Genomic DNA, 22,109 nt, shown 5'->3' on the forward strand with positions numbered 1-22,109 from the left:
GCCCTTTATGCACCCTTACCTTAATCCTCTCCCGTCAAGGGAGAAGAGGAGTACCGAATCCTACTCACTCTCCCTTTATAAAAGGGAGACGACGGTATTTCCGCGGTCCCTCATGCACTGATATCCCGGTTATCCCCCTTTGGAAAAGGAGGACTCAGGCGGATACTATTCCCTTGATGCACCCTTATCTTAATCCTTTCCCGTCAAGGGGGAAGGAAAAATCAGGTACTCGCTAAAGCGTTCACCGCCGCCAGGTCCCCTATGTTTTGCGTGACCGCTTCTTTGCTGATGCGCCGGATAAGCCCGGTCAGCACTTTGGCCGGCCCTATTTCGATGAACGTGGTCACGCCCTCTTTTATCATATACTCGATGGTCTTTTGCCACCGCACGGGGCTGGTAAGCTGTCGTTCAAGCTCGTCCCTGACCGCGTCCACCGTGGTCAGCGGGAGGGCCGTCACGTTGCCGATGACGGGCGGGGCGGGGGGGTTAAATGCGGTGGCGTCCAGGTATTTTACCAAACCTTCCACGGCCGGGCGCATCAGGGGTGAGTGAAAAGCGCCGCTGACCTGGAGCGGGATGGCCCGCACGGCGCCGGCGGCGGTGGCGGCGGCCATGGCTCTGGTAATATTTTCAGCGCCGCCGCTGATAACTATCTGCCCCGGGGAGTTGATGTTGGCCATGACGGTGTCCGTGGCTTTACAGACTTCCCCCAGCTTGCTTTCATCCAGCCCGATGATAGCGGCCATGGCGCCCGGCTGCCGCTGCCCGGCCTCGTGCATTAAACGGCCCCTCTCCCGGGCGAGGCGGACGGCGGTGGTGAAATCGAACGCTCCGGCGGCGGCCAGGGCGGTGTACTCGCCCAGGCTGTGCCCGGCGAGGCATAAGGGGGCGGGGAATTTATCTCCCGCTATTTCCCGGGCGGCCTGCAGGCAGGCGTACCCGGCAGTCACCAGGGCGGGCTGGGCGTTAACCGTCTGGCGCAGCTCTTCTTCCGGGCCCTGGAAGCACAATCCGGAGAGGGAGAACCCCAGGGCCTTGTCCGCCTGTTCAAAGACCTCTCTGGCGGATTTTACGGCGTCGTAGAGGTCACGGCACATGCCCACGGACTGCGAACCCTGACCCGGAAAGACCCAGGCTACTTTCGTCATCTCGGCTGATTTCCCTCCTGCGGCGTAATCCAGCTGCCTGTAGAGAAATCCCCCGGCGCTTTCAGTCAGCGGCGATACCGGCGGGGGATGCCTCCGTGCCGGCGGTATTACTTGGCGGCGGGTTTCTTGGCTTCCTTGATTTTTACTACCTGCCGCCCGTTATAAGTGCCGCAGGTGGGGCAGGTGTGGTGGGGCATTTTCATCGTGTGACACTGGGGACACGCCACCAGCGCCGCCGGCTTTTCAGCGGTATGGCTCAAACGCTGGTCGTGGCGTGACTTGCTTTTCTTTCGTTTAGGTAGTGCTCCCATGTTTTGCTCCGTTCTTTATCCCGTGTTTAATGTTATATTTTACCAGAGGTTACCGGAGTTCCGCCAGCCGGGACCAGCGGGGGTCGGTATTATCGGTAGGGCAATCGCATTTTCCCTGGTTGAGATTTTTCCCGCAGGTGGGGCATAAGCCAGCGCATTCCTTTTTGCAGAGCGGCTTCATCGGTATCGCTAAAAGGGAGTACTGGCGCACGGCCTCGGTAATATCGAGGGTGTGCTGCTGGTCGATGGTGAAGAGGTTGGTATCTTCCGGCGGGGGCAGCGGCGTGCCGGTCTGCGCGTCCAGGGTGGGATAAAACTCCTCTTCGAACTTGATTTTCAGGGGCTGGCGGAACCTGCCCAGGCAGCGACTGCACACAAGATCCACCTCTGATTTCAGGGCGCATTTCACCAGGATGCTGCGCTGGGTGCGGAGCAAACGGCAGTCCCCCTGGATTTTGTGGCTATCGCCGTTCCCGGTGATATCGAACTCTTCATCTATATGCAGGTCGCGCGTTGACCCGATGGGGTCGCGCAATAGCTGGGATACATTCATGTCCATCCCGCCTCACCTCCGCTCCGTCAAGGCTGACACAACTTAATATTATAGGGGAAAGGGGGCGGGGGTGGCAAGATGGAGGGTGGCGCTAACCTTTTTTCGCCGCTGCCGTTATAAAAAGTGATGAACAAGAAAATCGCGTACCTGCTTTTAATAGCGCTGCTGTTGCCGGTCTTTACCGCCTGTAACGGCGCCGCGGCGGACGGCCCGCTGCCGCATGCCATGAAGGGCTATGAGCTTTATTCCTGGCAGGAGGGCGCGGACTGGCATTTCACTTTAATCACCGGCACCAACCGCAACAAGACGCTGGATGAGATTATCTCCGGTGAAAGCGTTGAGGGTGAAGACGGCTGGGTGAATATCCACGTCACCGGTGTGGACGCCATTAAGAACGTGCTGAAACGCGTCCCCTCCGGCGAGTTTGTCTCCTGGAGCAGCGGGTGGGGGGTGGCCCTGGGAACGCAAACGGAGAACCCGCTGACGACAGGCACCCGCACGGCCATCAAAGAGCTTTCCGACTTAGCGAAAGAGCGCGGGTTTACGCTGACGGTTTACTGAGGTTGGTTTTGGGATTATCGATAGACTTCCCGGCGGTGACCGACTTTATAGATGGTGATTAATTTGGTGCTATCATCTACCTGGTAAAGCACCCGGTAATCCCCGACTCGTAAACGGTACGAATCATTACTGCCGCTTAGCTTATGATTTTTCTTTGGTCTTGGGTCGGATGCGAGCGACTCGACAGATTTTAACAAGCGCAGCCCTACATCGGGTGGTAGTTTTGACAGTTCCTTGGTGGCTTTAGGCTTTATTTCGAGCTTGTATTGAGCCACTTTCGTTCCAGTCTCTCCTTTACACGGTCGAAAGGCTGGGAGGGTTCGTTTTTGCGCTCGGCGATTATCGCCAGGTCGGCCAGATCTTCCATCAGCTCGTTATATTCTTTTAAAGATAGCAGCACCCCGGTTTTTTGCCCCTTACGGGTAACAACAAAACGTCCCGTATTCGTATCAACCATAAGCGCCTCCCGGCGATGATATGCTTTATTATACCATGAGTAACAAGAGAAAACAGGAGGTAAAATGGGGTTATCGATTCAGCCCTACCCTCTTATCTTCTTTATCATCAGCGGCACCACCTGGAACAAATCGCCGACGATGCCGTAATGCGCCACCTGGAAAATCGGGGCGTCCGGGTTGTCGTTAATGGCGACAATACAGTCGGAGGTCTGCATGCCCGCTAAATGCTGGATAGCGCCGGAGATGCCGCAGGCGATGTAGAGCTTGGGGCAAACGGTCTTGCCGGTCTGGCCCACCTGGTGGCTGTAGGGTATCCACCCCTCGTCCACCGCCGCCCGGGAAGAGCCGAGCGCCGCGCCCAGGCAGTCCGCCAGCTCCTGCAGCACGGTAAAGTTTTCCGCTTTGCCCAGCCCCCGCCCCCCGGACACGATGATGTCCGCGTCCTCCAGCTTTATCTTTTCCGTGATGTCCTCCACGAAGCTCAGGAGTTTTGTTCTGGCGGTGACGCTTTCTTTATTAAAGTCCACTTTGATAATCTGGCCCCGGCGGTCGGGATCAGGGGCGGCTTTCTTAAAGACGCGCGGGCGCACCGTGGACAATTGCGGTCGCTTGTTGGGGCAGAGAATGGTGGCCATGATGTTCCCCCCGAAGGTGGGGCGGGTCTGGAGGAGCAGTCTTTTTTCCGTATCTATATCCAGTCCGGTGCAGTCCGCCGTCAGGCCGGTATTTAAAATGGACGCCACCCGGGGGAAGAACGAGCGCCCCAGCGCCGTGGCGCCGGCCAGCACTATCTCCGGCTTGTGTTCCTTAATCAGGTCCAGCAGGCCGCGCGTCAGGTAGTCCTCCTGATTGTCCGCCAGCTCCGGGCCGTCCACCAGGTACACCTTGTCCGCGCCCTGCGCAATCAGGCTTTCCAAGTCTTTGATCTCATGGCCGAGGCAGACCGCGCACAGCTCCGTTTGCAGCGTATCCGCCAGCTCCCGGCCCCGCGCCAGCAACTCGTAGCCCACGTTTTTCAACGCGCCGCGCCGCTGCTCGGCGAAGACCCAGACCCCCCGGGCGCCGGCATCCGCTTTAACGACAGTCTGCGGCTGTTCCAGGGTGATGGCCTGGAAATTGCAGATATCCCGGCAGGCGCCGCACATGGTGCAGCCCTCTTTTACCTGTATTTTCCCGTCGACGAGGTCGATCAGCCCGAAGGGGCAGGCGGAAATGCAGTTGCCGCAGACGGCGCATTTTTCATAGTCGATAATGATTCCCATGTTACTTTTTCGGGCCTTTCTTTTTGGGCGGTCCCTTTTCCAAAGTGATGGCTTTGAAGGTACAGGCCTCGACGCATTTGCCGCACGAGATACAGCCTTCCGCCAGGCGGCATTTCATGTCGATTACCTCCAGCACATTAACGGGGCAAACGAAGGTGCAGACCCCGCAGCCGGTGCATTTCAACGTGTCAATCTTTACGGACATATTTAATCCTGTTAGTTGAGCATCCCTTTTTATAATGGTCATCCTGAGCCCTTCGGTACCTCAGGGTAAACGCCGCGGAGGGTCCCGGCGGGGCGGTGATATCTATTTTTTTAGCCCCTCCCCGGGATTCTTTCCCGATAAAGCAGCGAATACGCTCCTTCAGAATGACATTTCAACACTGGTTAAAGCAGCTTAGCTTCCCTTAACCTTTCCAAAAGCGTGTCCACCTGCGCCGCCGCGTCCCCCTTTAAAATTTCCGCCTGGGAGACCCGCTGCGGGAAGAAAATTTTGACCACCTGGGTGGAAGAGCCGGCCAGCCCCACCGTGTCCTTGTCCGCCCCCAGCTCGTTAAGGCCCCACGCGGCAATCTTGGCGCTTTTGGACTTCATAATTCCCCTTAAAGAGGGGAGGCGGGGGATGTTAATTTCTTTGGCCACGGTGATGATGCAGGGCAGGGCGGTCTCCATGACCTCGTGGCCTTCTTCAATCATGCGGCTGACGCGGATTTTACCGTCCGCGATTTCTTCTATCCGGCTGACATAGGCGATGAAGGGGTAGTCCAGCATCTCCGCCATTTCCGGCCCCACCTGCCCCGTGTCCCCATCGATGGTCTGGCGGCCGCAGATAATCAGGTCCGTCTTTTCCAGCTTGAGGACGGCTTTGGACAGGGTGTTGGCGGTGGCCCAGGTGTCCGCGCCGGCGAAAGCGCGGTCGGAGAGTAAAATGGCTTCATCGGCGCCCAGGGATATCGCCTCGCGCAAAGCGACGTCGGCCTGCGGCGGGCCCATCGTAATTACGGTAACCTTGCCCCCGTGCTTTTCCCTGAGCCGCACCGCCTCCTCGATGGCGTAGGTATCAAAGGGGTTGATAATATTCTCGATGCCCTGCCGGATGAGGGTATTGGTGGCGGGGTCGATTTTAACCTCGGTGGTGCCGGGCACCTGCTTCAGGCAGACGACGATGTTCATGCCGTCCGGGCCTTCCGCTTGCGCAGGTTGACCGCGATGGCGCCGCGGAGAATCTGGTTGGTGCCTTCGTAAATCTGGAGGATTTTGGCGTCCCGCATCATTTTTTCCACCGGGTAGTCCCGCATGTAGCCGGCGCCGCCGCAAATCTGCACCGCGTCCACGGTGACTTTCATGGCCGCGTCCGAGGCGAATACCTTGGCCATGGCGGAGGACTCCGTAACGGCTTTGGCGCCGCTGTCCACGTATTTAGCGGCGGCGTAAACCAGAGCGCGGGCGGCCTCCGTCTGGATGGCCATGTCCGCCAGCATTTGCTGGACCACGGGCAGGGCGATGATGGGCTGTTTAAACTGGATGCGTTCCTGGGCGTAATCAGTGGCGGCTTCCAGCGCCCCCTGGCAAAGCCCGACGGCCTGCGCCCCGATGCCCGGGCGGGATTTATCGAACAGCCGCATGGCCTGGATGAAGCCCAGCCCCGGCTTGCCGAGCAGGTTTTCTTCCGGCACCAGGCAATTGCGGAAGACCAGCTCCCGCGTGGCTGAGGTGCGTATGCCCATCTTCTTTTCTTTCTTCCCGAAGGTAAAGCCCGGGGTGTCTTTCTCCACGATGATGGCGCTGGCGCCCCGCGCGCCCTTGGATTTATCCGTCAGGGCGATGACGGTGTATATTTCGGCCTCGCCGCCGTTGGTGATAAACTGCTTGGTGCCGTTGAGCAGGTAGCCCCCGGCCACCTTTTCCGCCGTGGTCTTGATGTTGGCGGAATCGGAGCCGGCGGTAGGCTCGGTAATGGCGAAGGCCCCCAGCTTCCTGCCGCTGGCGATATCCGGTAAAAACTTCTTTTTCTGCTCCTCGGTGCCGTACTCCATAAGCGTCATGCAGCCTAAAGCGCTGGCGGCATAGGTAACGGCGATGCCGCTGCATACCCGGCTCAGCTCTTCCGTGACCAGGCAGAGGTCCAGACAGCCGCCGCCCAGGCCGTCATACTCCTCCGGCACGAAGACGCGGAACATGTCCGCCGCGGCCAGCTCTTTAACGATGTCCCAGGGGAACTCCTCTTTCTCATCGAGCTCGGCGCGGATGGGCAAAATCCTCTCCTCGGCGATGCGCCGGGCGAGCGCCTTGATGGTCTGCTGCTGCTCCGTTAAAAAGTAGTCCAATTTATAATTCCTCCTCCACGGGGTGCCTTATAAAAAAATATAGTACCCTCAGCTTTGTCTTGTTCCGGTAAAAAACTGGCGTAACGGCTTCAGGCGTATCTGTAGGCTAAACTTAGTTAAATTATAAGGAGTGAGGGAGGGGTAGTCAAGGAGGGGGTAACCAGAAATAACCAACCTACTATAATAAGAAATCCCAAGTACAGTGCCGCTTATGTTCTTCAGGATATTGAGTGCTTAATTCTTTTAATATAAAGATAGGTGTATGTTGTGATTTGAATGCTCCTATAATAATTCTCTTAACGTTATTTAATTGGCAGAATTCCCAGCCTTCTATTTTAGATATCTTTAATTTGTTTGCAGGTACAAGTTGCGCATATGCGTAATATATACCAGTACGTTTAGAAAATAATAGTTTATCGTCTCTTGGTCCAAAAATTACCGGTGAATCTACATTACTAGAATCAGTGAAATTAACTAGGACTACTTTACCGTCACTGTTTGGGTTAGTCAGGATCACGTAACGATGGCGCCCACCAATATCAGGAAGATAAAATGAATCGCCGATTTTACATGAGAAAGGCATTTAGCGTGTAAGTGCTTCTAGATTAGCCAACTCTTTGAGGTCCGCTTCGAATTCCTCAATCTGTTCTTGAGTTTTATTTAAAAGAGCCAGCAAATCTGAATATTTTGTTTTTATACGAGAATGACCGGGGTTTTTCCATTCGGGAGTTAGAATGGGATTATGATGTTCATTCATTAGCTGTTCCGGAGTCTTCTGTTTATTTTTCTCGTATATTTCTTTGGTTAGCACTATTTCTGCTTTTGATAACTCGTCTATTCCGCAATCCTCATAAATGTGAATAGTATTATTCGGTTTTGTTACTAAGTATTTATTCCAATATGTTTTTGGAGGGCGATCTCGATATTCGGCTCTATCCAGAGTTTGACTTACAACTTGCCCATGTGGTAATGAGTATAATTCATCGTAAATTACTGGCCGCAACCATTGATTCAGTGCTTCTTTCTCAATAGCATAGAGCAACTTAATGCATTTAAGTAAATCCATGCTCCCGCCGTTAAACTTGAGAAGCAATGAGGCTAGCTGCGTCGCTTTTACTTCGTTATACATTGAATGAGCTTTATCCATCTTCTGTCTCATATCATTAATTTGTTATTATAGAACACTAATTCTATTATCATTTTAACACGTTTGTCAATAATAGTTGTCAGCCCGCCTGTTCCAGCGTTTTGATAACCTCGTCCACGGTTTCCTCTGCGGTGGATGCCCCGGACGTTACGCCCACGTGCTTTTTGCCCTTGAGCCACTCCGGCTTGATGTCCGCGGCGGTCTCGATAAGGTGTGTTTCGGTGATTTTGGCGCACAGCTCGGCGATGCGGTTGGTATTGGCGCTGGAGCGCCCCCCCACCACCAGCATCAGGTCGGCGCGGTGCGCCAGCTCCAGGGCGGCCGCCTGCCGCTCTCTTAAATCATGGCAGATGGTATCGATGATGTGTATCTCGGAGTTTTTGGTGAGGGCCAGATCGATTATTTTTTTCACGAACTCCGCGAAGTGGGCGGGCACCTGCGTGGTCTGTGATAGCACACCCAGCTTGCGGGGCAGGGGGTCTAAAGCCGCTATCGCTTTCTCGTCGGTGGTGGCCAGCCCTTGGCCCTTCACCCAGCCGAGTATGCCCTTGACCTCCGGGTGTTCCGCGTCCCCGTAAACGATGACAAAGAAGTCGGACTCCGCCAGCTTTTCCGCGGCGGCCTGGGCGCGCCGCACGTTGCCGCAGGTGGTGCTGATGACCTCGCTGTGGCGGGCGCGGATCTTGTCCTCCATGTCCGGGCTGACCCCGTGCGAGCTGGTGACCACGGCATCGCCCTGGATATCGTCGATGCTGTTGACCACCCGCACCCCGATGTCCGCCAGCTTTTGCAGCACCTGCTGGTTGTGGACCACCGCCCCCAGCGTCTCGATGCCGCCGCGCTCGCGGGCTACTTTTTCCAGGGTGTTGATGGCCTGCTTCACCCCGAAGCAGAAACCCGTCTTCCCGGCTTTTTCAATTATCATCTTTTTTTTCTCTGTCATATAACCCCCGGTAAGCGGGCGGGAGCATATCCGCTAAAGTATACATGATATCGTCGCAGAGTCGCTGGCGCAGGACCCGGTTGGGCTTGCCGGTGGTGGATGGGGGATTAAACGCCTTGCCGATGGTGATGGTGATAGGTGGGTGGTGGAAGAAACACCACTTAAGGTTGCGAAGTTTCTCTGTCCCGGTGATGGCTACCGGCAGTATCGGCACGCCGGTGCGCAGGGCGATGAGCGCCGCCCCGGGCAGGGCCTGCTTGAGTTTAGCGGTCTTGCTGCGCTCCCCTTCCGGGAATATTATCAGGGAAAATCCCTTGCCCAGCCACTCCTCCGCCGTGCGGATGGCCTCTCTATCGAAGCTGTCACGCTTAACCGGAAAGGCCCCGAAGTTCTCCACCCAGAAGCGCGTCCATTTATTGTGCCAGAGCTCTTCTTTACCCATGAATACCGCCTTGAGCCGGATGCTGCTGGCCACGAGAGGCGGGTCCGCGATATGCAGGTGGTTGCAGACTATCAGCACCGGCCCCTGTTGGGGCAGGTTTTCCCTGCCCCTTACCTTCCAGGTGACGAACGGGAAAGCGAGGATGTGTATCAACACCCGCCCGAAGTAATAGACCCAGTGCATGCGCTGTTTTTCTGCCATGATTACGTATAATTTAATATTATCCGGCGGGGAAAAGTCAAAGGCGGGGGAGTTGATAGTGGAGAGTTAACAGTTTACAGTAAACAGTTGACAGTTAAGAAGAACGGGAAAGACTGCCTCTTTACCCCTCCCCCAGCTTCCGCCTTATCTCCGGCAAGGCCGCCCGCGCCGCCTGCCGCCCCTTCTCTATCATCTCTTCCGCTTTGCTGAAATCACTGGTGCCGATATGCGGCATGTCCGGCTCGATGATAACGTCCGCTTCTTCCATGGTGCGCCGCGCCAGGGAGTAGGTGGTGATGTAGAACGACTGCATCAGGATGCTCAAAATGTTCGGCTCTTTATGCTTTTTCACGCGTTTGATACCGGACTTGCCCATGCGGTCGGACACGTCCGCGTTCACGTTGACGGCGATAATGAAGTCCGCCCCCATGTTTTTCACCACGTGCACCGGCACCGGCGTGGTCAGCCCCCCGTCCACCAGATAGCGCCCCCCGCGTTCGACGATGGCAAAGATGCCGGGGACGGAAATAGTGGCCCGCAGCGCGTCCAGCAACGGCCCGCGGTCCATCAATACCTCTTCGCCGGTGTCAATATCCGTGGCCACGCAGGTAAACGGTATCTTGAGGTCTTTGAAATCCAGCTCGCCGCCCATGAACGAGGCCAGCAGCGACTTTATTTTTGCGCCCTTGAGCAGGCCGGTTTTGGGGAAAGAGGGGTCCACCAGGGGGGTAAACTTTTTCCATTTGGCGTCCAGCGCCTTCTCTATCATTTTTTGCATATCCATGCCGGAAGCGTAAACCGCCCCCATCACCGCCCCGGCGCTGGTGCCGGCAATCATGTCAATGGGGATGCCTGCTTCGTGCAGCACATCCAGCACGCCCACGTGCGCCATGCCCCGCGCCGCCCCGCCGCTTAAAGCCAGGCCGACTTTCTTCTTAGGGGTATTTTTACTCATTCTTCATCTCCGGTATGTCTGACAGGTAATGATATTCTATCATAAAAGCACCTTACATAAAATGACGCCCGTCCTGATTCGCGGGGAGAGGGGTGAAGGCAAGGAGGGGATTACTTCTCCCCGTAACCAAAGCGATGAAAACATGCCCCGCGGGCCGCTACGGGGGGATAAGGGGGGATTTTAGTGACGCCTTACTTCCACAAGTCCTCTATCTCTTTATCGCTTGGCGGAGGCGCGCCCGGCTTCCCCGTGTCGGTAAAATCTTTATAAGATTTGGCGGAGCCGTACTCCCGCGGCTGAAAGGCCACCGGCATGGGCACGGCGTGGCCGAAGATGAGCGCCTGCTGCTTGGGGGCGAGGCGGGCTAAAACGGACTTCAGCTCGTTCTTGCCGGAGACACCGGCTAAAACGCTGTCGATATCGCGCTCGTTGTCCAGCAGGCAGGTAATCTTGGTGCCCATCTGGGACATGACCTCGCTATCGATGCCGGAGGGGCGCTGGTCGATAACGAGCAGGCTGACGTTGTACTTGCGCATCTCCCGCGCGATGGTGCCGAAGATGGTCTGGCTGGATACCTCCGGGTTGAGGAACTTGTGCGCTTCCTCGATGGTGATGACCAGGGGATGGGGCGCGGCCGCGCCCTCCGCCATGGCCTTTTCCGTGCGGGACTGGTACTGACTGTAGATACGCCGGGCCAGCATGTTGGCCACCAGCACGTAGGCGGTGATATCGCGGTAGCGCCCGAACTCCAGCACCACGTTGATGCCTCTATCCAAATGGTCGAGGATGTTTTTCACGGCGTCGGCGGGGGCGTGGGGCTCGATAAAGGGCAGCCGCCGGATGGTGCCCAGCCCGCGCTTGAGGTTCTGGAAGGTGCTTTCATGGATGCTCAGGCTGTCCAGCAGCGCTTTGGTGTCCTCCCCGCCCTCCAGCTCCAGAGTGCTCTGTATCCAGCTCTTCCCGAAGCGGCGCTTGAGCTGGTAAACGGCTTCCACCGCCGGCTCGGTGAGGTTGAGCGTCTGCCGCAGCAGCACGATGTCCTCCGGCTCGATTTCGTCGTAGCCGATTTTTACCACCGCATCGGTGCTGACGCCCCTGCGCCGCGAGTTCTCCTCGTCCAGGGTAAAGACGGCCACGCTGGACGGGAACAGCTGTTTTAATCCTTTGACCGGCGGGCCCTTTTCGCTCGTGCCCTGCCAGCCGTACTCGTTGTGCATGTCGAAAATAAGGTTGACGGCCTGGCTCTTTTGCAGGATGCCGATGAGCAAAATGCGGGTGAGGAAGGTCTTGCCGGTGCCGCTCTTGCCGAAGATGCCGTTGGAGCGCTTGACGAACTCCACCAGGTTGAGGCAGAGCTTGGTCTCCATGTCCAGCGGGTTGCCGATGTTGAAGCGCTGGGGGTCTTCCTTGCCGAAGACATTTTCTATATCCTGTTCCGCCGCCAGGTTGACGGTGGAGAAATGGGCGGGGATGGTCTTGACCGGCTGCGGCCCTTCCAGCGTGGTGTCCGCGTCCCCGCCGATGGTCAGCATGGGGGTTACGTGAATCTGCCCGAAGGTAGAGGTGCCGCTTAACACCTCGGCGATAAAGGGGTCGGATACATCGGGCGGGGAGACCGTCAGTCTTTCGTCGGTCACGCCCAGGCGCACGTCCGTAATCATCCCGAAGAACCGGCGTTTCTGCCCCTCGATAGTCACATAGCGCCCCACCACCATATCCTCCACGGATACCGGCGCGTCCAGCCTTACGTCCACGCCCTTTTCCAGGGAGGCGGTGGTGACTATGCCGAGCTTCTGCCTGTTATCCGTATCCATAAAACGACTCCCTAAAAAGTTACCTCTCCCCTTTCCCCCAGCCTGTCATTCCCGCGTAGCCTGCCCCGTATGACAATCGGGGGCGGGAATCCATTACTAAGTACTTATAAATCACAGAGTGCTATAATGGATTCTGACCTGCGTCAGAATGACAACTCAATTACTCAAAGCCTCCACCGGTACCGGCACTTCTGCCTTTCGCCTGCCTGGTACATGTCGCTGTATTCCGGTAAATCCACTATCTCCACCATCTCGCAGCCTAATGCCTCGCAGGTCTTGCGGGACGCGTGGTTGTCCGGGTTGCAGGTAATCCAAAGCGTTTTCAGGCCGTAATCGAGGGCTATCTGCCGGATAAGCTTACACCCTTTGGCGGCGTAATGGTGCCCCCGGTATTCCTCATTTATGTTATACCCTATGTGCCCGCCGTACATTTTCAGGTCCCTGGTGTTGCCGATACGTAGGGCGATGCGGCCTATGGAATCGGCTTTCCCCCGCAAACGTATCTCGAAGTCATAAAACGGCACCCAGCCCTTATGCAGCCCCGCCGGATGCTTTTCCTTGACTACCACCGCTATCTCGCCGTCGGTCAGGGGAGGGTAATCTTTAAGGATTACGTTTTTCATAATTTAAAGAGGTTTCTGAAATCCCTCTCTATTTCCTTCCGATTCGTTCCTCATACGGAATCCTCGACTTTTACAAAGGGAGACGATAGTATTACTCTATTCCGGTGTCCCTCTTTGAAAAAGAGGGGTCAGGGGAGATTTATTCCCTTTACACCAGTCTCCCCAAAATATTCTTGAGCCTGATAAAATCGCTGCTTAATAAATTCGCCAGCTCTTTGCCCGCCGCCACCAGGAAAACGCGCCCGTCCTGCCGCGCCCCGCTCATCTGCCGTAAAGCCGCGGCGATAAGCTCCTCGGTGGGGATGGGCAGGGCCGCGTTAGTTAAGATGTTGAGAAAGCCGAAAGCCCCGCTGAACTCCCTAACCTCTTCCGGTTGACATAAATACACAAAGCCGTGAATGCGGGCGGGCTGGGGCGGCAGGTATTGCAGGACGTTCTCCCCGTCTTTAAACCCCACCACCGCCGCCGTGAACTGGCTGCGTAAAAGCTTTAATAGCTGGGGGGAGGACCGGTAGACCGCCTCCTCGGAAGCCTCGTCCCGACCGCGGGCGACAGGCTTGCGCCCCGGCTCCAGACCGGACGTCTCCGCGTGGCACACGATGCCGTAAATGTCACCGGTACGTACCAGCGCGCCGAGCGATGGCCCTTCCGGCGAAGGATAAAGCTCGTAGGTCTGAGCGGTAAACTGCGCGGTTTCCGCTTCAATTACTTCCGCTATTTTGTTTTGTGCCAAGATAGTCTCCTGATAGAGAAAGCTCTAAATCCTAAGCACTAAATACTAAACAATATCAAAATACAAAGCGCCAAAATCCCAGCCAACATGCCGTTTTGGTCATTTGAAAATTGTTTAGTATTTAGATATTAGTGCTTAGAATTTTCCCCGTGCTATTTCTTCTTGGGTTCCGGGGCCGCTTTGCCTTTGGCGCCGGCCTTGGGTTTCTTGACGTTCTTTCTTCCTTTACTGCCCATTTAGTTTCACCTCCTGCTGTATTTTACTGATACATAAGAGTTACGGTTTCGTCAAATTCATACTGTCATCATGACGGATACAGCCATTATAGTCAAAAGACGCCGCCGTATACAACGGCGCTGTCAATCCGGGCCTTTTCCGCGGCGGGCACTTTATCACTGATGGGATTGGCCAGTACTATGGTCAGGATGATGACCAGGCACAGCAGGCCGGCGGCGGCGGCGGTAAAGACGATATTACGCGTGTTCCTGACATTTACCCGAATATAAAGGTCGTCATTAAAGCCGTCGGTTATCCGGAGGGCGCCGCTTAGTTTGACCAAAGTGCCGGTCTTTACCCCCGGCGGAATGGCTACTTCCAGCCTTTTGCCTTTTCTGGTGATAAGCCTTTTGGTGCCGAATAAGGCTTCTGAAGGTTTTATGGTTATATTTTGTATATTCATCACGTCAATCCGTATTAACGACTAATTATTTCTCCCGCCCCGTTCAGGATTTTCCTCTTTATACCCCCGCCCCTTTTCCCCCCTGGATTCCAGCCCCGATTGGCATACGGGGTATACTACTTGCGCTGGAATGACAACTGTGAGATATTATTTTCACTGTTTAGAGTTTAGATATTAGATTTTAGGATTTCCCTCTCAACCCCTCCCCGTTACCTTTTTCCCCGCCGGGCACATCCTCATGCACGCCCCGATGAACGTGCACCCGAATCCCCCTTTATCTCCATCGAAGCTGACACATTTGGGGCGGTCGAGGGCCACGGGGATATCGATAAAGATATCGTCCATCTGCACGCCTTTGCGCAGGGTTATCGCTTGATGGCCGCACTGCTGCTGGCAGGCCGGGCCTTTATCCCCGCCGCACTTGCCCCGCAGGCAGACCTTTACCGCCAGCAGGGGGTCGGGCTCGAGCTCCGCCTCGGTAATCACGGAGACATAGCGCACCCGCGGCCCGTACTGCGGCGTAATGACCAGCCCGCTCAGGCCGAACTCCCCCAGCCCGGCCCGCACCGCGGCGTGGCGCTGGGAGAAAAAGCCCATGGGGACGGCCATCACCGGATGCCCCAGCCCGGTATGCTGGGCGTTGGGCGTGGGCAGCGACCTCTGATGATAGTCGATTTCCAGTCGGTTGGCCAGCCGCACCGCGATGATGTTGAGCATCATGTCCTCGACGTAATGGCCCATCTGCATGTAGAAGTTCTCGATGCTGGCCTGCACGCCGAGCTCCTCCGGCATCTCGGTCATTTTCAGGTGGTATTCATCGTAGTCCACCACGGGGTCCGGGATTCTCACCCCCGCCACGATGACGCTCCTGGACTGCGGCATCAGGTCCCGCGGGCCGTGGCCGGGCGGCGCTCCCGCAAAGCGTTCCACCGGCGCGATGCCCACGAGGCTGGCACCCCAGTCTTGCGCCAGGTCTTTAACCAGTTGAGCCGTAAGTTTTACCATTTATCCATGCCCTTTTACATCATTTCCGGGTCAGGTAAGGTAATCCACTCCACCCCTTTTCCCCTGGATTCCAGCCCCGATTGGCATACGGGGTATACTACTTTCGCTGGAATGACAATTCATACTATGCCCTTTTACATCATTCCTGGGTCAGGTAAGGTAATACATCCCTCCCCTTTTCCCCTGGATTCCAGCCCCGATTGGCATACGGGGTATACTACTTTCGCTGGAATGACAATTCATACTATGCCCTTTTACATCATTTCCGGGTCAGGTAAGGTAATCCACTCTGCCCCTTTTCCCCCCTGGATTCCAGCCCCGATTGGCATACGGGGTATACTACTTGCGCTGGAATGACAATTTATATGTTTTGTTTTCCTTCCACCGTTTGGTTATTGTCCCTTGTCTATTGAGTAAAATTGCCGAGCCGTTTGAGGGCTTCCTTGACCAGCGGCTCCAGCGGCTGCTTTTCATCGGCGTAAGAGAACGAGTAAAAGTAGATGAAAACATTGCCGCTGCGTCCCCAGAAAAACTCGAAACAGGTATCGGTGCCGGACTCGGAGAGGATGCCTTGCCCGGCCACCGCGCCGTCCCCCAGGTCAGGGTAATCTATCTGTATCTGGATATCCTCCGACTGGCTGAATCCGGCGGTCAGGCTCATCTTGATCATTTGGTTCAGGTACGTCTCGTCGGTAAACTGGTCGACGGCGGTGGCGCGATCCGCCGCGTCTTCGATGATGGCGAGGTAGCTGTATATTACCTGGTAGGGGAGCTGTGATATGTAGGCGGTAATTTCACTGCTGTTCCCGTCCAGTCCCATGTCCGACTTCGATAGCCCCTCCGACACGACGTTGATCGGCTCAAACCAGTCCGGCAGAATCTTGGACGAGTCCAGCACCGTAACGTAATCGCCTAAGGTTATCTTTTTCGTGGCGGCCGCCGGGCCGCCGCAGGCGCTGAGCAGCAGGACCATGATTACCAGTGATATTACCAGCAGTTTTTTCATGTTTCCCCCGTCTAGAGTCCAGATACTAGAGCTTGGAGTTTTCCCTTAAATCCACCTCGTCCTCTTGCTGGCGCTCTTGGCTGAAGATGAGCTATCGAGGTGGCCTTCTATCAGTGTTGATTCTACCAGTTCCCAGAAGTTTTCTCTATCCGCGCCGGTGACCACCGCCTGCTCGTGCGCCTCCGATAGCACCACCGGATAGCCCTGCCCGCGTTTACACTGGTCGTAGACCAAAGTGTGCGTCAGGTTCAAAAGCGTTTCATCCTCCGCCACCCACTTCGGGATTTCGATGCGGGCGATTTCATCCTCCGCTCTCAGGTAGAAGAAATGCACCTGGTGTTGGCCGTAATGCTCTTTGACGACTTTGGAAGGGCTGATGAACAGCGCCGACCTTTCCCCGTTTTTAAGTAAATTGATGAATATATCGCGGTCGCGCACGCCCGCCAGCCCGTCGCAGTCCCGCCCCTTTTCCGGCGGGCAGTGCTTATCGCAGTCGGGCACACCGTGGGGACAGACGACAACCCTCAAAACGTTCAAAACGTCCGTGCTGCGGGGGAAGCTGATGTAGCTGGCCAGAGAGAGTCGCCGGTCCTGGTTGAGCTTTTGCAGCGCGTCCAGTTGCTTGAGCATGCCGTTGTGCAGCAGCGCGTCCGTCACGAAGTCCGGGTAAGCCTCCAGCCCCCATAAAATCAGCGTGCCGTCCAGCAGCGCCAGGGTTTTGCTTTCCGGCGGTAAGCCGGCGGCCAGTTCCGCCAGGCCGCGGCATTCCTCGATGGAGCGTTTGGCCCCCAGGATATTCCCCTCGATGGCCTGTTCCCGTCCCCCGCCTGGCGGCGTGATGGCCAGGTCGCTTTCTTCAGAGTACAGGCGGGGCGTGCTGGCGAGCATGGCGTCCGGCCTGCTCCCGTATTGCAGCCGCACCGACCCCACATTAATCAGGTAGCAGCGGGTGGCGTGGTGCCGGTCCACGTCTATATGGGAGCCGTCCGTGGCGATGACGTTGAAGTCCGGCGGGGCGGGGGGCAAAGCATAACGCTTATTCAGCCCCTCCACGATGTTTGCCACCAGCCAGGTGGTCTGGCCGTCCTTGATTTTCTTTTGCAGGGCTGCCAGGTCGATGGCCGGGCTGTTTATGGTGTCCAGGGCGTAGCGCAAGCGCTTATCCTGCTCCGCGCGGGAACCTTTGAGGCCGGCTATCATGCTGATTATCTGCGCCGCCACGGCGGTCAGATCCAGTGACACTCGCGTTACACTCCTTTTACTTTAGTATAGAACATGAAGGAGGGTAACTCAATGATGGTATATTGATTGCTAATTTTATGCATGCTAATATTATTGTTCAGTTTTACTGCTCCGTGGGTAAGGGGTACAACAGGCTTTCATGAATAGCGGTTGATATTTCAATGTATGCCAGGTCGCCTGACCAACTCATCAATAGTTCAACAGCAGTGCTGCCGTGCGCGGGAATACTGAATTCACCCATGCCCTCCAGCCGCCCCACGGATAAGCACCGGCTTATCGGTGTTCCGGCAGCATCATAGCCTGTTCCCCGCATCGTTATATAGGTGGTGTTATCCGTGTTATTCCTGAATTCTCCACAAACGATGATACAGGGGTCACCGGCGGCGTAGTATTTCCCGATGTCAAAGAAAGTGGATACGGGGTTTTGCAGCGTTCCCACTTTTACCGTTAAAGTTGAAAACTCCGTGGCGCCGGGCGTCAGGTCGGTAAAGGTCATTTCCACCGGAATATCAAAGATTTGCCCGTATTGCTCGGTCAGCACTTCTAGCTCTACCGGTACCGAAATTGAGTATTTGGCTTTGTTTTTGATTGATATTTCCGTTATGTAGGCGCCGGGCGGCAGCGTTTCATCTTTGATTTTTACTGTTACCTTGGTATTCCAAAGGGCCGGGCCGCTTTTGGGGGATATTTCCAGCCAAGCGGCATCGCATTGCAGCGTCCAGTCGTATTGTGAACTTACCGCCATGATTTTCTCCTGCCCCTTTATTTCCGGCGATATGAACATATTCAAACCGGGGGGCAATACCTTTATTGCGTCACTGGTAATCCCTGAAGAGGATGTTATGGTTTCTTTATCACAGGATACGCCGAGGGGCAATAATAGTAAGGCGGTGAGGAACAGGGCGATACATTTCCTGATGTGTATCATTTATCAGCCCCCTCAAAGGATTTGTAAGCTACATTATATCACTAAAGGGTAACTCAAGGCGGGCGTTTTTCAGGGGTGTTCCGTGGCATTCAGTGCCGCCGCCGGCAGCTCGATACTGACCGACTGGTTATAGTCGGAAAACTCCCAGTGCCCGCTGAAGCTGCGCAGGATGTGAGTGAACCCGACATCCTCCGAGTTTTCCTGCCCGGCGGCTACCATCAGGCCAGTGTCCCCGCGCATAATGTTGCCCGGCACCGCGTCGAAGAGCAGATTGGTTTCCGCCTTAACTATCAAGTCGTTTTTCTGGTCTATCCAGAGTCGGACGCTGCCGCCGGTATAGGCTTTGGCGTATATCTCCCGCGACCTTTCCGTGCCGGTGCGGAACCAGCCCAGACTGGACCCGAACCGCTGCTGCTGGGAAAGCACCCAGTCCGCCGCGGCGGATGCCGAGGGAAGCAGGTCGATTACGAAGTACTGGCGACCGTCCTCCGAGACTGTCTTTACATCCCCGAGTATTTGGGAGTTTTGCAGCAGGTCTACCTGGGGCTGGAGTTGGACGCTCTTCTCCCAGGCGGAGGGCTCCGCCTCCAGGCTGGTCTTGTTCCAGGTCACGGCAGGGGTGCTCAGCCAGGGCTGGCTCTGGCAGTAGTACTCCCACTCCCCGGCGATATAGCTTGTCATGGCGAAAGATGAGCTGCCGGAGCCGGACAGGCTGTAATTATCCAGGACCTGGTACAGTTTTTTATTAGCCACGTCCACCTGTTTTTGGGCGGTGAACTGCCAGGAATCCGTGGTTACGGAGTTATCGGACACGCCGGTGACGATGTAGTTTTCCGTCAGATACGTATCCAGTTTAAAGGACTTGACCTTAGCCGCGGCGGCTACCGTCTTGTCTATAAGCTGAAGGGCATTCGGCGCGGCCGCCGCCTGGCCGCAGCCCAGTAAACCGAAAGACATCAGGCAGACGGCCCCCAGCAGCAAAGCCAGGGCGCGGCCGGTTCTGGATTTACACATATAGATTCTCCTTCAAAGTAAACGCAGGTACATCTATTATAACCTGAAAACTACTTTTGCCTTCACTTATAAAACGTGTCCGGGTGTAAAAAGATAGGGTAGATGGTATGAAACGCCGGAGCGGCGACCATACGGCGGTATCCTAGACCGCAGTGCTGGTAAAGGCGGTTCAAGTCAATTACCGGGAAACGGCATCGACCCAGCCGGTAAACTCTTCCAGCAGGTTGTCCCCGGCATCCCGGCACTCGCCTTTAAAGATATAATACGGTGTCAGGGTATCCTGCCGCTCGCTGATACTTACCAGGTAATAACCTAAAGAAATATCAGTGATAACGACCTTGGTGCAGTCAACCGGAAAAGTGAAAATACCGTCACCAGTCTGAAGTTTACTGTAAGCGACTTCAGGCTCGATGATTTGGACTTCTTTGTCCTGTGCCAGCTCGTCATATCTTGCCAGCAACCGGATTACTTTCCCTTTATCACCGATTCTTACACCGAACTTATTACCGGGGCCGGTCAGGGGATAGCCATTGACATAACGCGTAAAGCGTACCAGGAGATGGGAAGTCACACCCTCAAAAGTCCCCCCGACCACGGCGTCACCGGCGGCCAGGTCAGCGTGCCATAAACCGGTAGACTGCAAAAACTCCGTGGCGATATCTACCGCCTCCCCGTTACCGGGTAAAGCCGGCGATAATGAATCCACTATATCCAGGCAGGTGTATTCTATCGCGCCGGAAGCCGTGAATATCTGAAAAATTTCCTGCTTTTCCGGGTTAGACATGCCGATCATGCCGGGGTCGATAGGGCCCGCCTGGCCGGTGAAACCGAAACCGGCGCCCAAAGCGGCTGCCGATGCCTCGGTCACATCCGGGGGCAGTATTTTATAGCTCATGACTGTCTGAGAGAAATCAGGTAAATCCGTGGCTAAAACCAGTTCCGCTTCAGCGCCGGACGCGCCTTTTATATATTGTGTCCCGCTCCCGGTGCAGCCGACGGATAACAAGAGTAAGGCGGTGAGGAACAGGACGCAATATTTCCTGACATGTCTCATACCAAAGCCCACCCGATTTTTTATTCAGGTAACCGCGCCGCCGCCCTGGATAAATCTAAAGACACGTAAGCTGCGCTCCTTTTACTTTAGTATAGAACATGAAGGAGGGTAACTCAAGAATGGGGGGAGGAGGGGTGTTTAGTCAATCGGAGTTATAGCGTTTTCAAGCTCGGCGGTATCACTACTAAGCAGGAATCCTCCGTCCACCACGGCGCTGCCCCGGTTGAAATGGCCGTAAAAGGCCCGGTTCTCTTTATCCTCCCCCCTGCCCCACTGGATACTCACCCACCTGGCTTCAGTCACCACCCGGCCAGATGTGTTTAGCAATTCAACTGGCCGCGGGTAAGTAACGGTAAACAGTGTGCCGTCAAGGGTATCCGGAGCGCCCCAACTCATGCTGCGGTAATCGGTCGGGAGTTCGCTATCCGGCAAAGTCTCGCCCATCTTAGAAAATAGCGATTGTAAAGCCATTGTAATCTTGATAAAATTTTCCGGCGGCGGTGCTGAAGGCGCACGACCGGTGACGCTTTCTCTGGTGGTGATAAGCGAATAGACCGGGCCTTTAGCCCACGGCTGCCCGGTGGCATCCGGGGAGAGCAATTCCAGGGCGTCATGAATATCGATGACGGGCGGAGTCATGCCTGGATAGCCGAGTCTGATGGTGAAGGCATCATAAAATGTTCCGATTACTCCAATGACTTTACCATCTTTATCAGTGACTGCCGCTCCTGGATATGCTACGTATGTTCCTTCTTCCTGGTCGGCAATGAACCCATAACCACGGAAAAACGCTTTCCGCTTTTCAAGTTTATTATAATCAGGGCCTGGCCAGCCATATATAACAACCTCACTTCCTGACTTAAAGGCATCAGGGGCGCCAATGACAATCGCCGGCAGGCCGGCATCTTCCAGCTTGAGTAAAGTGGCGCTGTTACGCGGGTCGATGGCCTGTACGGAGGCATGATACCTGGTTTTTCCCGGCAAACCTACTAATAAATCATCGGGGATATCACCTTCATAGTTGATGACGGTCAATATCTGGCTGCCATCGCCTACCGCCAGGCCGTAAGCCAGCGGGCTGTCTTCAGCGGCATCTGGCAGCCATATCTGCACCATCGAGTTTTCCAATGATAACGGTGTGGTACAGGAACCGGTGGCTACCGATAGGGATGTTATAAACGCTATTATGGCTATTATCCGAATTATATTATTCTTCATGTTTTTCAGTTACATATTATACTCTCAATCAATCTATGTTTAAAATAATACGGTTGAACTTGAATAGTATTTTATCGAAAATTGGAACCAGTTGAGGTGAAAATTCTCGAATAATCCCAACTGCTATATTGTCCGTAAAACACGATATTATTCTCAATTATTACCTAAAAATAAATTACTGTGCAACAGGGACTTTGTCCAAGTGCCAAGCGGCTGTCCCACCATTCTCAAGGCCACCTGATATAACCCCGTTGTTCGGAAGCAGCTGTCCCAAGCTATTTTGGATGAAAAATTCATTTCCACCCCAGTCTTTCCATTGAACAACGTAATCTTGTGCAAAATAGGCCCATAAAGGATTGGAGAATCCTTGTGACCTTTCCCCCGTAAATAATGCCATTGGCTCTTAGAGTTCTCTGCTAGAATATAGCGAACGGGAGGACTCGAAATGCAGCGCAAGAAGTACACTGAAGAGCAGATTATCCAGG

The 22,109-nt window shown here is 55.2% G+C and carries 25 protein-coding genes; 1 reads left to right on the plus strand and 24 read right to left on the minus strand.

Annotated features, from left to right (window positions below):
• Window positions 1–221: 221 nt before the first annotated feature.
• The 3 genes from fabD to WC370_08275 form a co-directional block, all read right to left on the minus strand.
• A complete protein-coding gene (gene fabD, locus WC370_08265) occupies window positions 222–1,148 on the minus strand; it encodes an ACP S-malonyltransferase (GenBank protein MFA5309458.1) in 927 nt (308 codons plus the stop codon).
• 107 nt (window positions 1,149–1,255) lie between these two features.
• Window positions 1,256–1,459: a 50S ribosomal protein L32 gene (rpmF, locus tag WC370_08270; protein ID MFA5309459.1), complete on the minus strand. Its 204-nt coding sequence runs from the start codon at window positions 1,457–1,459 to the stop codon at window positions 1,256–1,258.
• Window positions 1,460–1,508: 49 nt separating this feature from the next.
• Window positions 1,509–2,018, minus strand: a complete 510-nt coding sequence (locus WC370_08275; GenBank protein MFA5309460.1) for a DUF177 domain-containing protein — start codon at window positions 2,016–2,018, stop codon at window positions 1,509–1,511.
• 120 nt (window positions 2,019–2,138) lie between these two features.
• On the opposite strand from WC370_08275, the gene WC370_08280 reads away from it, so the two are divergent.
• Complete coding sequence (locus tag WC370_08280; GenBank protein ID MFA5309461.1) at window positions 2,139–2,573, plus strand: hypothetical protein; 435 nt, start codon at window positions 2,139–2,141, stop codon at window positions 2,571–2,573.
• 250 nt (window positions 2,574–2,823) lie between these two features.
• Here WC370_08280 and WC370_08285 read toward each other — a convergent pair whose 3' ends face one another.
• The 21 genes from WC370_08285 to WC370_08385 all read right to left on the minus strand — a co-directional run bounded on the left by WC370_08285 (window position 2,824) and on the right by WC370_08385 (window position 21,522).
• Window positions 2,824–3,030 carry a hypothetical protein gene (locus WC370_08285; protein ID MFA5309462.1) on the minus strand — a complete coding sequence of 69 codons (207 nt, stop codon included), beginning with the start codon at window positions 3,028–3,030 and terminating at the stop codon, window positions 2,824–2,826.
• Window positions 3,031–3,114: 84 nt separating this feature from the next.
• Window positions 3,115–4,293 (minus strand): electron transfer flavoprotein subunit alpha, encoded by a 1,179-nt coding sequence (locus WC370_08290; GenBank protein ID MFA5309463.1) that lies wholly within the window; start codon window positions 4,291–4,293, stop codon window positions 3,115–3,117.
• Between the two features lies 1 nt (window position 4,294).
• Window positions 4,295–4,498, minus strand: coding sequence for a 4Fe-4S binding protein (locus tag WC370_08295; protein ID MFA5309464.1), 204 nt, complete (start codon window positions 4,496–4,498; stop codon window positions 4,295–4,297).
• A gap of 182 nt (window positions 4,499–4,680) precedes the next feature.
• Complete coding sequence (locus WC370_08300; GenBank protein MFA5309465.1) at window positions 4,681–5,466, minus strand: electron transfer flavoprotein subunit beta/FixA family protein; 786 nt, start codon at window positions 5,464–5,466, stop codon at window positions 4,681–4,683.
• Entirely contained in the window at window positions 5,463–6,620 is a 1,158-nt protein-coding gene (locus WC370_08305) for an acyl-CoA dehydrogenase family protein (GenBank protein ID MFA5309466.1), read from the minus strand. The genes WC370_08300 and WC370_08305 overlap by 4 nt, the downstream gene beginning before the upstream one ends.
• A gap of 178 nt (window positions 6,621–6,798) precedes the next feature.
• Entirely contained in the window at window positions 6,799–7,203 is a 405-nt protein-coding gene (locus WC370_08310) for a hypothetical protein (protein MFA5309467.1), read from the minus strand.
• Window positions 7,204–7,767, minus strand: a complete 564-nt coding sequence (locus WC370_08315; GenBank protein ID MFA5309468.1) for a type II toxin-antitoxin system antitoxin SocA domain-containing protein — start codon at window positions 7,765–7,767, stop codon at window positions 7,204–7,206.
• A gap of 79 nt (window positions 7,768–7,846) precedes the next feature.
• On the minus strand, window positions 7,847–8,710 hold the full coding sequence (ispH, locus tag WC370_08320) for a 4-hydroxy-3-methylbut-2-enyl diphosphate reductase (GenBank protein ID MFA5309469.1): 864 nt from the start codon (window positions 8,708–8,710) through the stop codon (window positions 7,847–7,849).
• Window positions 8,682–9,353 carry a lysophospholipid acyltransferase family protein gene (locus WC370_08325; GenBank protein MFA5309470.1) on the minus strand — a complete coding sequence of 224 codons (672 nt, stop codon included), beginning with the start codon at window positions 9,351–9,353 and terminating at the stop codon, window positions 8,682–8,684. The genes ispH and WC370_08325 overlap by 29 nt, the downstream gene beginning before the upstream one ends.
• A gap of 121 nt (window positions 9,354–9,474) precedes the next feature.
• On the minus strand, window positions 9,475–10,308 hold the full coding sequence (locus WC370_08330) for a patatin-like phospholipase family protein (GenBank protein MFA5309471.1): 834 nt from the start codon (window positions 10,306–10,308) through the stop codon (window positions 9,475–9,477).
• 191 nt (window positions 10,309–10,499) lie between these two features.
• Window positions 10,500–12,122 carry an ATP-binding protein gene (locus WC370_08335; GenBank protein MFA5309472.1) on the minus strand — a complete coding sequence of 541 codons (1,623 nt, stop codon included), beginning with the start codon at window positions 12,120–12,122 and terminating at the stop codon, window positions 10,500–10,502.
• A gap of 164 nt (window positions 12,123–12,286) precedes the next feature.
• Entirely contained in the window at window positions 12,287–12,745 is a 459-nt protein-coding gene (locus WC370_08340; protein MFA5309473.1) for a GNAT family N-acetyltransferase, read from the minus strand.
• Between the two features lie 148 nt (window positions 12,746–12,893).
• Entirely contained in the window at window positions 12,894–13,478 is a 585-nt protein-coding gene (locus WC370_08345; GenBank protein ID MFA5309474.1) for a hypothetical protein, read from the minus strand.
• A gap of 328 nt (window positions 13,479–13,806) precedes the next feature.
• The gene (locus WC370_08350; protein ID MFA5309475.1) at window positions 13,807–14,157 is read right to left on the minus strand and encodes a DnaJ C-terminal domain-containing protein; all 351 of its coding nucleotides are present in this window, start codon (window positions 14,155–14,157) and stop codon (window positions 13,807–13,809) included.
• A 195-nt stretch (window positions 14,158–14,352) separates the two neighbouring features.
• Complete coding sequence (locus WC370_08355; GenBank protein MFA5309476.1) at window positions 14,353–15,162, minus strand: hypothetical protein; 810 nt, start codon at window positions 15,160–15,162, stop codon at window positions 14,353–14,355.
• A gap of 406 nt (window positions 15,163–15,568) precedes the next feature.
• The gene (locus WC370_08360; protein ID MFA5309477.1) at window positions 15,569–16,168 is read right to left on the minus strand and encodes a hypothetical protein; all 600 of its coding nucleotides are present in this window, start codon (window positions 16,166–16,168) and stop codon (window positions 15,569–15,571) included.
• A gap of 45 nt (window positions 16,169–16,213) precedes the next feature.
• A complete protein-coding gene (locus WC370_08365; GenBank protein ID MFA5309478.1) occupies window positions 16,214–17,410 on the minus strand; it encodes a DNA double-strand break repair nuclease NurA in 1,197 nt (398 codons plus the stop codon).
• Window positions 17,411–17,513: 103 nt separating this feature from the next.
• Window positions 17,514–18,338, minus strand: a complete 825-nt coding sequence (locus WC370_08370; GenBank protein ID MFA5309479.1) for a hypothetical protein — start codon at window positions 18,336–18,338, stop codon at window positions 17,514–17,516.
• Between the two features lie 69 nt (window positions 18,339–18,407).
• Window positions 18,408–19,352: a hypothetical protein gene (locus tag WC370_08375; GenBank protein ID MFA5309480.1), complete on the minus strand. Its 945-nt coding sequence runs from the start codon at window positions 19,350–19,352 to the stop codon at window positions 18,408–18,410.
• Between the two features lie 178 nt (window positions 19,353–19,530).
• Entirely contained in the window at window positions 19,531–20,406 is an 876-nt protein-coding gene (locus tag WC370_08380; GenBank protein ID MFA5309481.1) for a hypothetical protein, read from the minus strand.
• Window positions 20,407–20,544: 138 nt separating this feature from the next.
• Entirely contained in the window at window positions 20,545–21,522 is a 978-nt protein-coding gene (locus tag WC370_08385) for a hypothetical protein (GenBank protein ID MFA5309482.1), read from the minus strand.
• Window positions 21,523–22,109 lie beyond the last annotated feature (587 nt).

Source organism: Dehalococcoidales bacterium (genome assembly GCA_041652735.1).
Lineage (GTDB): Bacteria > Chloroflexota > Dehalococcoidia > Dehalococcoidales > RBG-16-60-22 > RBG-13-51-18.

Excerpts from the sequence above, each read along its gene's own strand:
- fabD (MFA5309458.1), bottom strand. The coding sequence starts at position 1,148 with ATGACGAAAGTAGCCTGGGTCTTTCCGGGTCAGGGTTCGCAGTCCGTG.
- rpmF (MFA5309459.1), bottom strand. The coding sequence starts at position 1,459 with ATGGGAGCACTACCTAAACGAAAGAAAAGCAAGTCACGCCACGACCAG.
- WC370_08275 (MFA5309460.1), bottom strand. The coding sequence starts at position 2,018 with ATGGACATGAATGTATCCCAGCTATTGCGCGACCCCATCGGGTCAACG.
- WC370_08280 (MFA5309461.1), top strand. The coding sequence starts at position 2,139 with ATGAACAAGAAAATCGCGTACCTGCTTTTAATAGCGCTGCTGTTGCCG.
- WC370_08285 (MFA5309462.1), bottom strand. The coding sequence starts at position 3,030 with ATGGTTGATACGAATACGGGACGTTTTGTTGTTACCCGTAAGGGGCAA.
- WC370_08290 (MFA5309463.1), bottom strand. The coding sequence starts at position 4,293 with ATGGGAATCATTATCGACTATGAAAAATGCGCCGTCTGCGGCAACTGC.
- WC370_08295 (MFA5309464.1), bottom strand. The coding sequence starts at position 4,498 with ATGTCCGTAAAGATTGACACGTTGAAATGCACCGGCTGCGGGGTCTGC.
- WC370_08300 (MFA5309465.1), bottom strand. The coding sequence starts at position 5,466 with ATGAACATCGTCGTCTGCCTGAAGCAGGTGCCCGGCACCACCGAGGTT.
- WC370_08310 (MFA5309467.1), bottom strand. The coding sequence starts at position 7,203 with ATGCCTTTCTCATGTAAAATCGGCGATTCATTTTATCTTCCTGATATT.
- WC370_08315 (MFA5309468.1), bottom strand. The coding sequence starts at position 7,767 with ATGGATAAAGCTCATTCAATGTATAACGAAGTAAAAGCGACGCAGCTA.
- ispH (MFA5309469.1), bottom strand. The coding sequence starts at position 8,710 with ATGACAGAGAAAAAAAAGATGATAATTGAAAAAGCCGGGAAGACGGGT.
- WC370_08325 (MFA5309470.1), bottom strand. The coding sequence starts at position 9,353 with ATGGCAGAAAAACAGCGCATGCACTGGGTCTATTACTTCGGGCGGGTG.
- WC370_08330 (MFA5309471.1), bottom strand. The coding sequence starts at position 10,308 with ATGAGTAAAAATACCCCTAAGAAGAAAGTCGGCCTGGCTTTAAGCGGC.
- WC370_08335 (MFA5309472.1), bottom strand. The coding sequence starts at position 12,122 with ATGGATACGGATAACAGGCAGAAGCTCGGCATAGTCACCACCGCCTCC.
- WC370_08340 (MFA5309473.1), bottom strand. The coding sequence starts at position 12,745 with ATGAAAAACGTAATCCTTAAAGATTACCCTCCCCTGACCGACGGCGAG.
- WC370_08350 (MFA5309475.1), bottom strand. The coding sequence starts at position 14,157 with ATGAATATACAAAATATAACCATAAAACCTTCAGAAGCCTTATTCGGC.
- WC370_08355 (MFA5309476.1), bottom strand. The coding sequence starts at position 15,162 with ATGGTAAAACTTACGGCTCAACTGGTTAAAGACCTGGCGCAAGACTGG.
- WC370_08360 (MFA5309477.1), bottom strand. The coding sequence starts at position 16,168 with ATGAAAAAACTGCTGGTAATATCACTGGTAATCATGGTCCTGCTGCTC.
- WC370_08370 (MFA5309479.1), bottom strand. The coding sequence starts at position 18,338 with ATGATACACATCAGGAAATGTATCGCCCTGTTCCTCACCGCCTTACTA.
- WC370_08375 (MFA5309480.1), bottom strand. The coding sequence starts at position 19,352 with ATGTGTAAATCCAGAACCGGCCGCGCCCTGGCTTTGCTGCTGGGGGCC.
- WC370_08380 (MFA5309481.1), bottom strand. The coding sequence starts at position 20,406 with ATGAGACATGTCAGGAAATATTGCGTCCTGTTCCTCACCGCCTTACTC.
- WC370_08385 (MFA5309482.1), bottom strand. The coding sequence starts at position 21,522 with ATGGTGCAGATATGGCTGCCAGATGCCGCTGAAGACAGCCCGCTGGCT.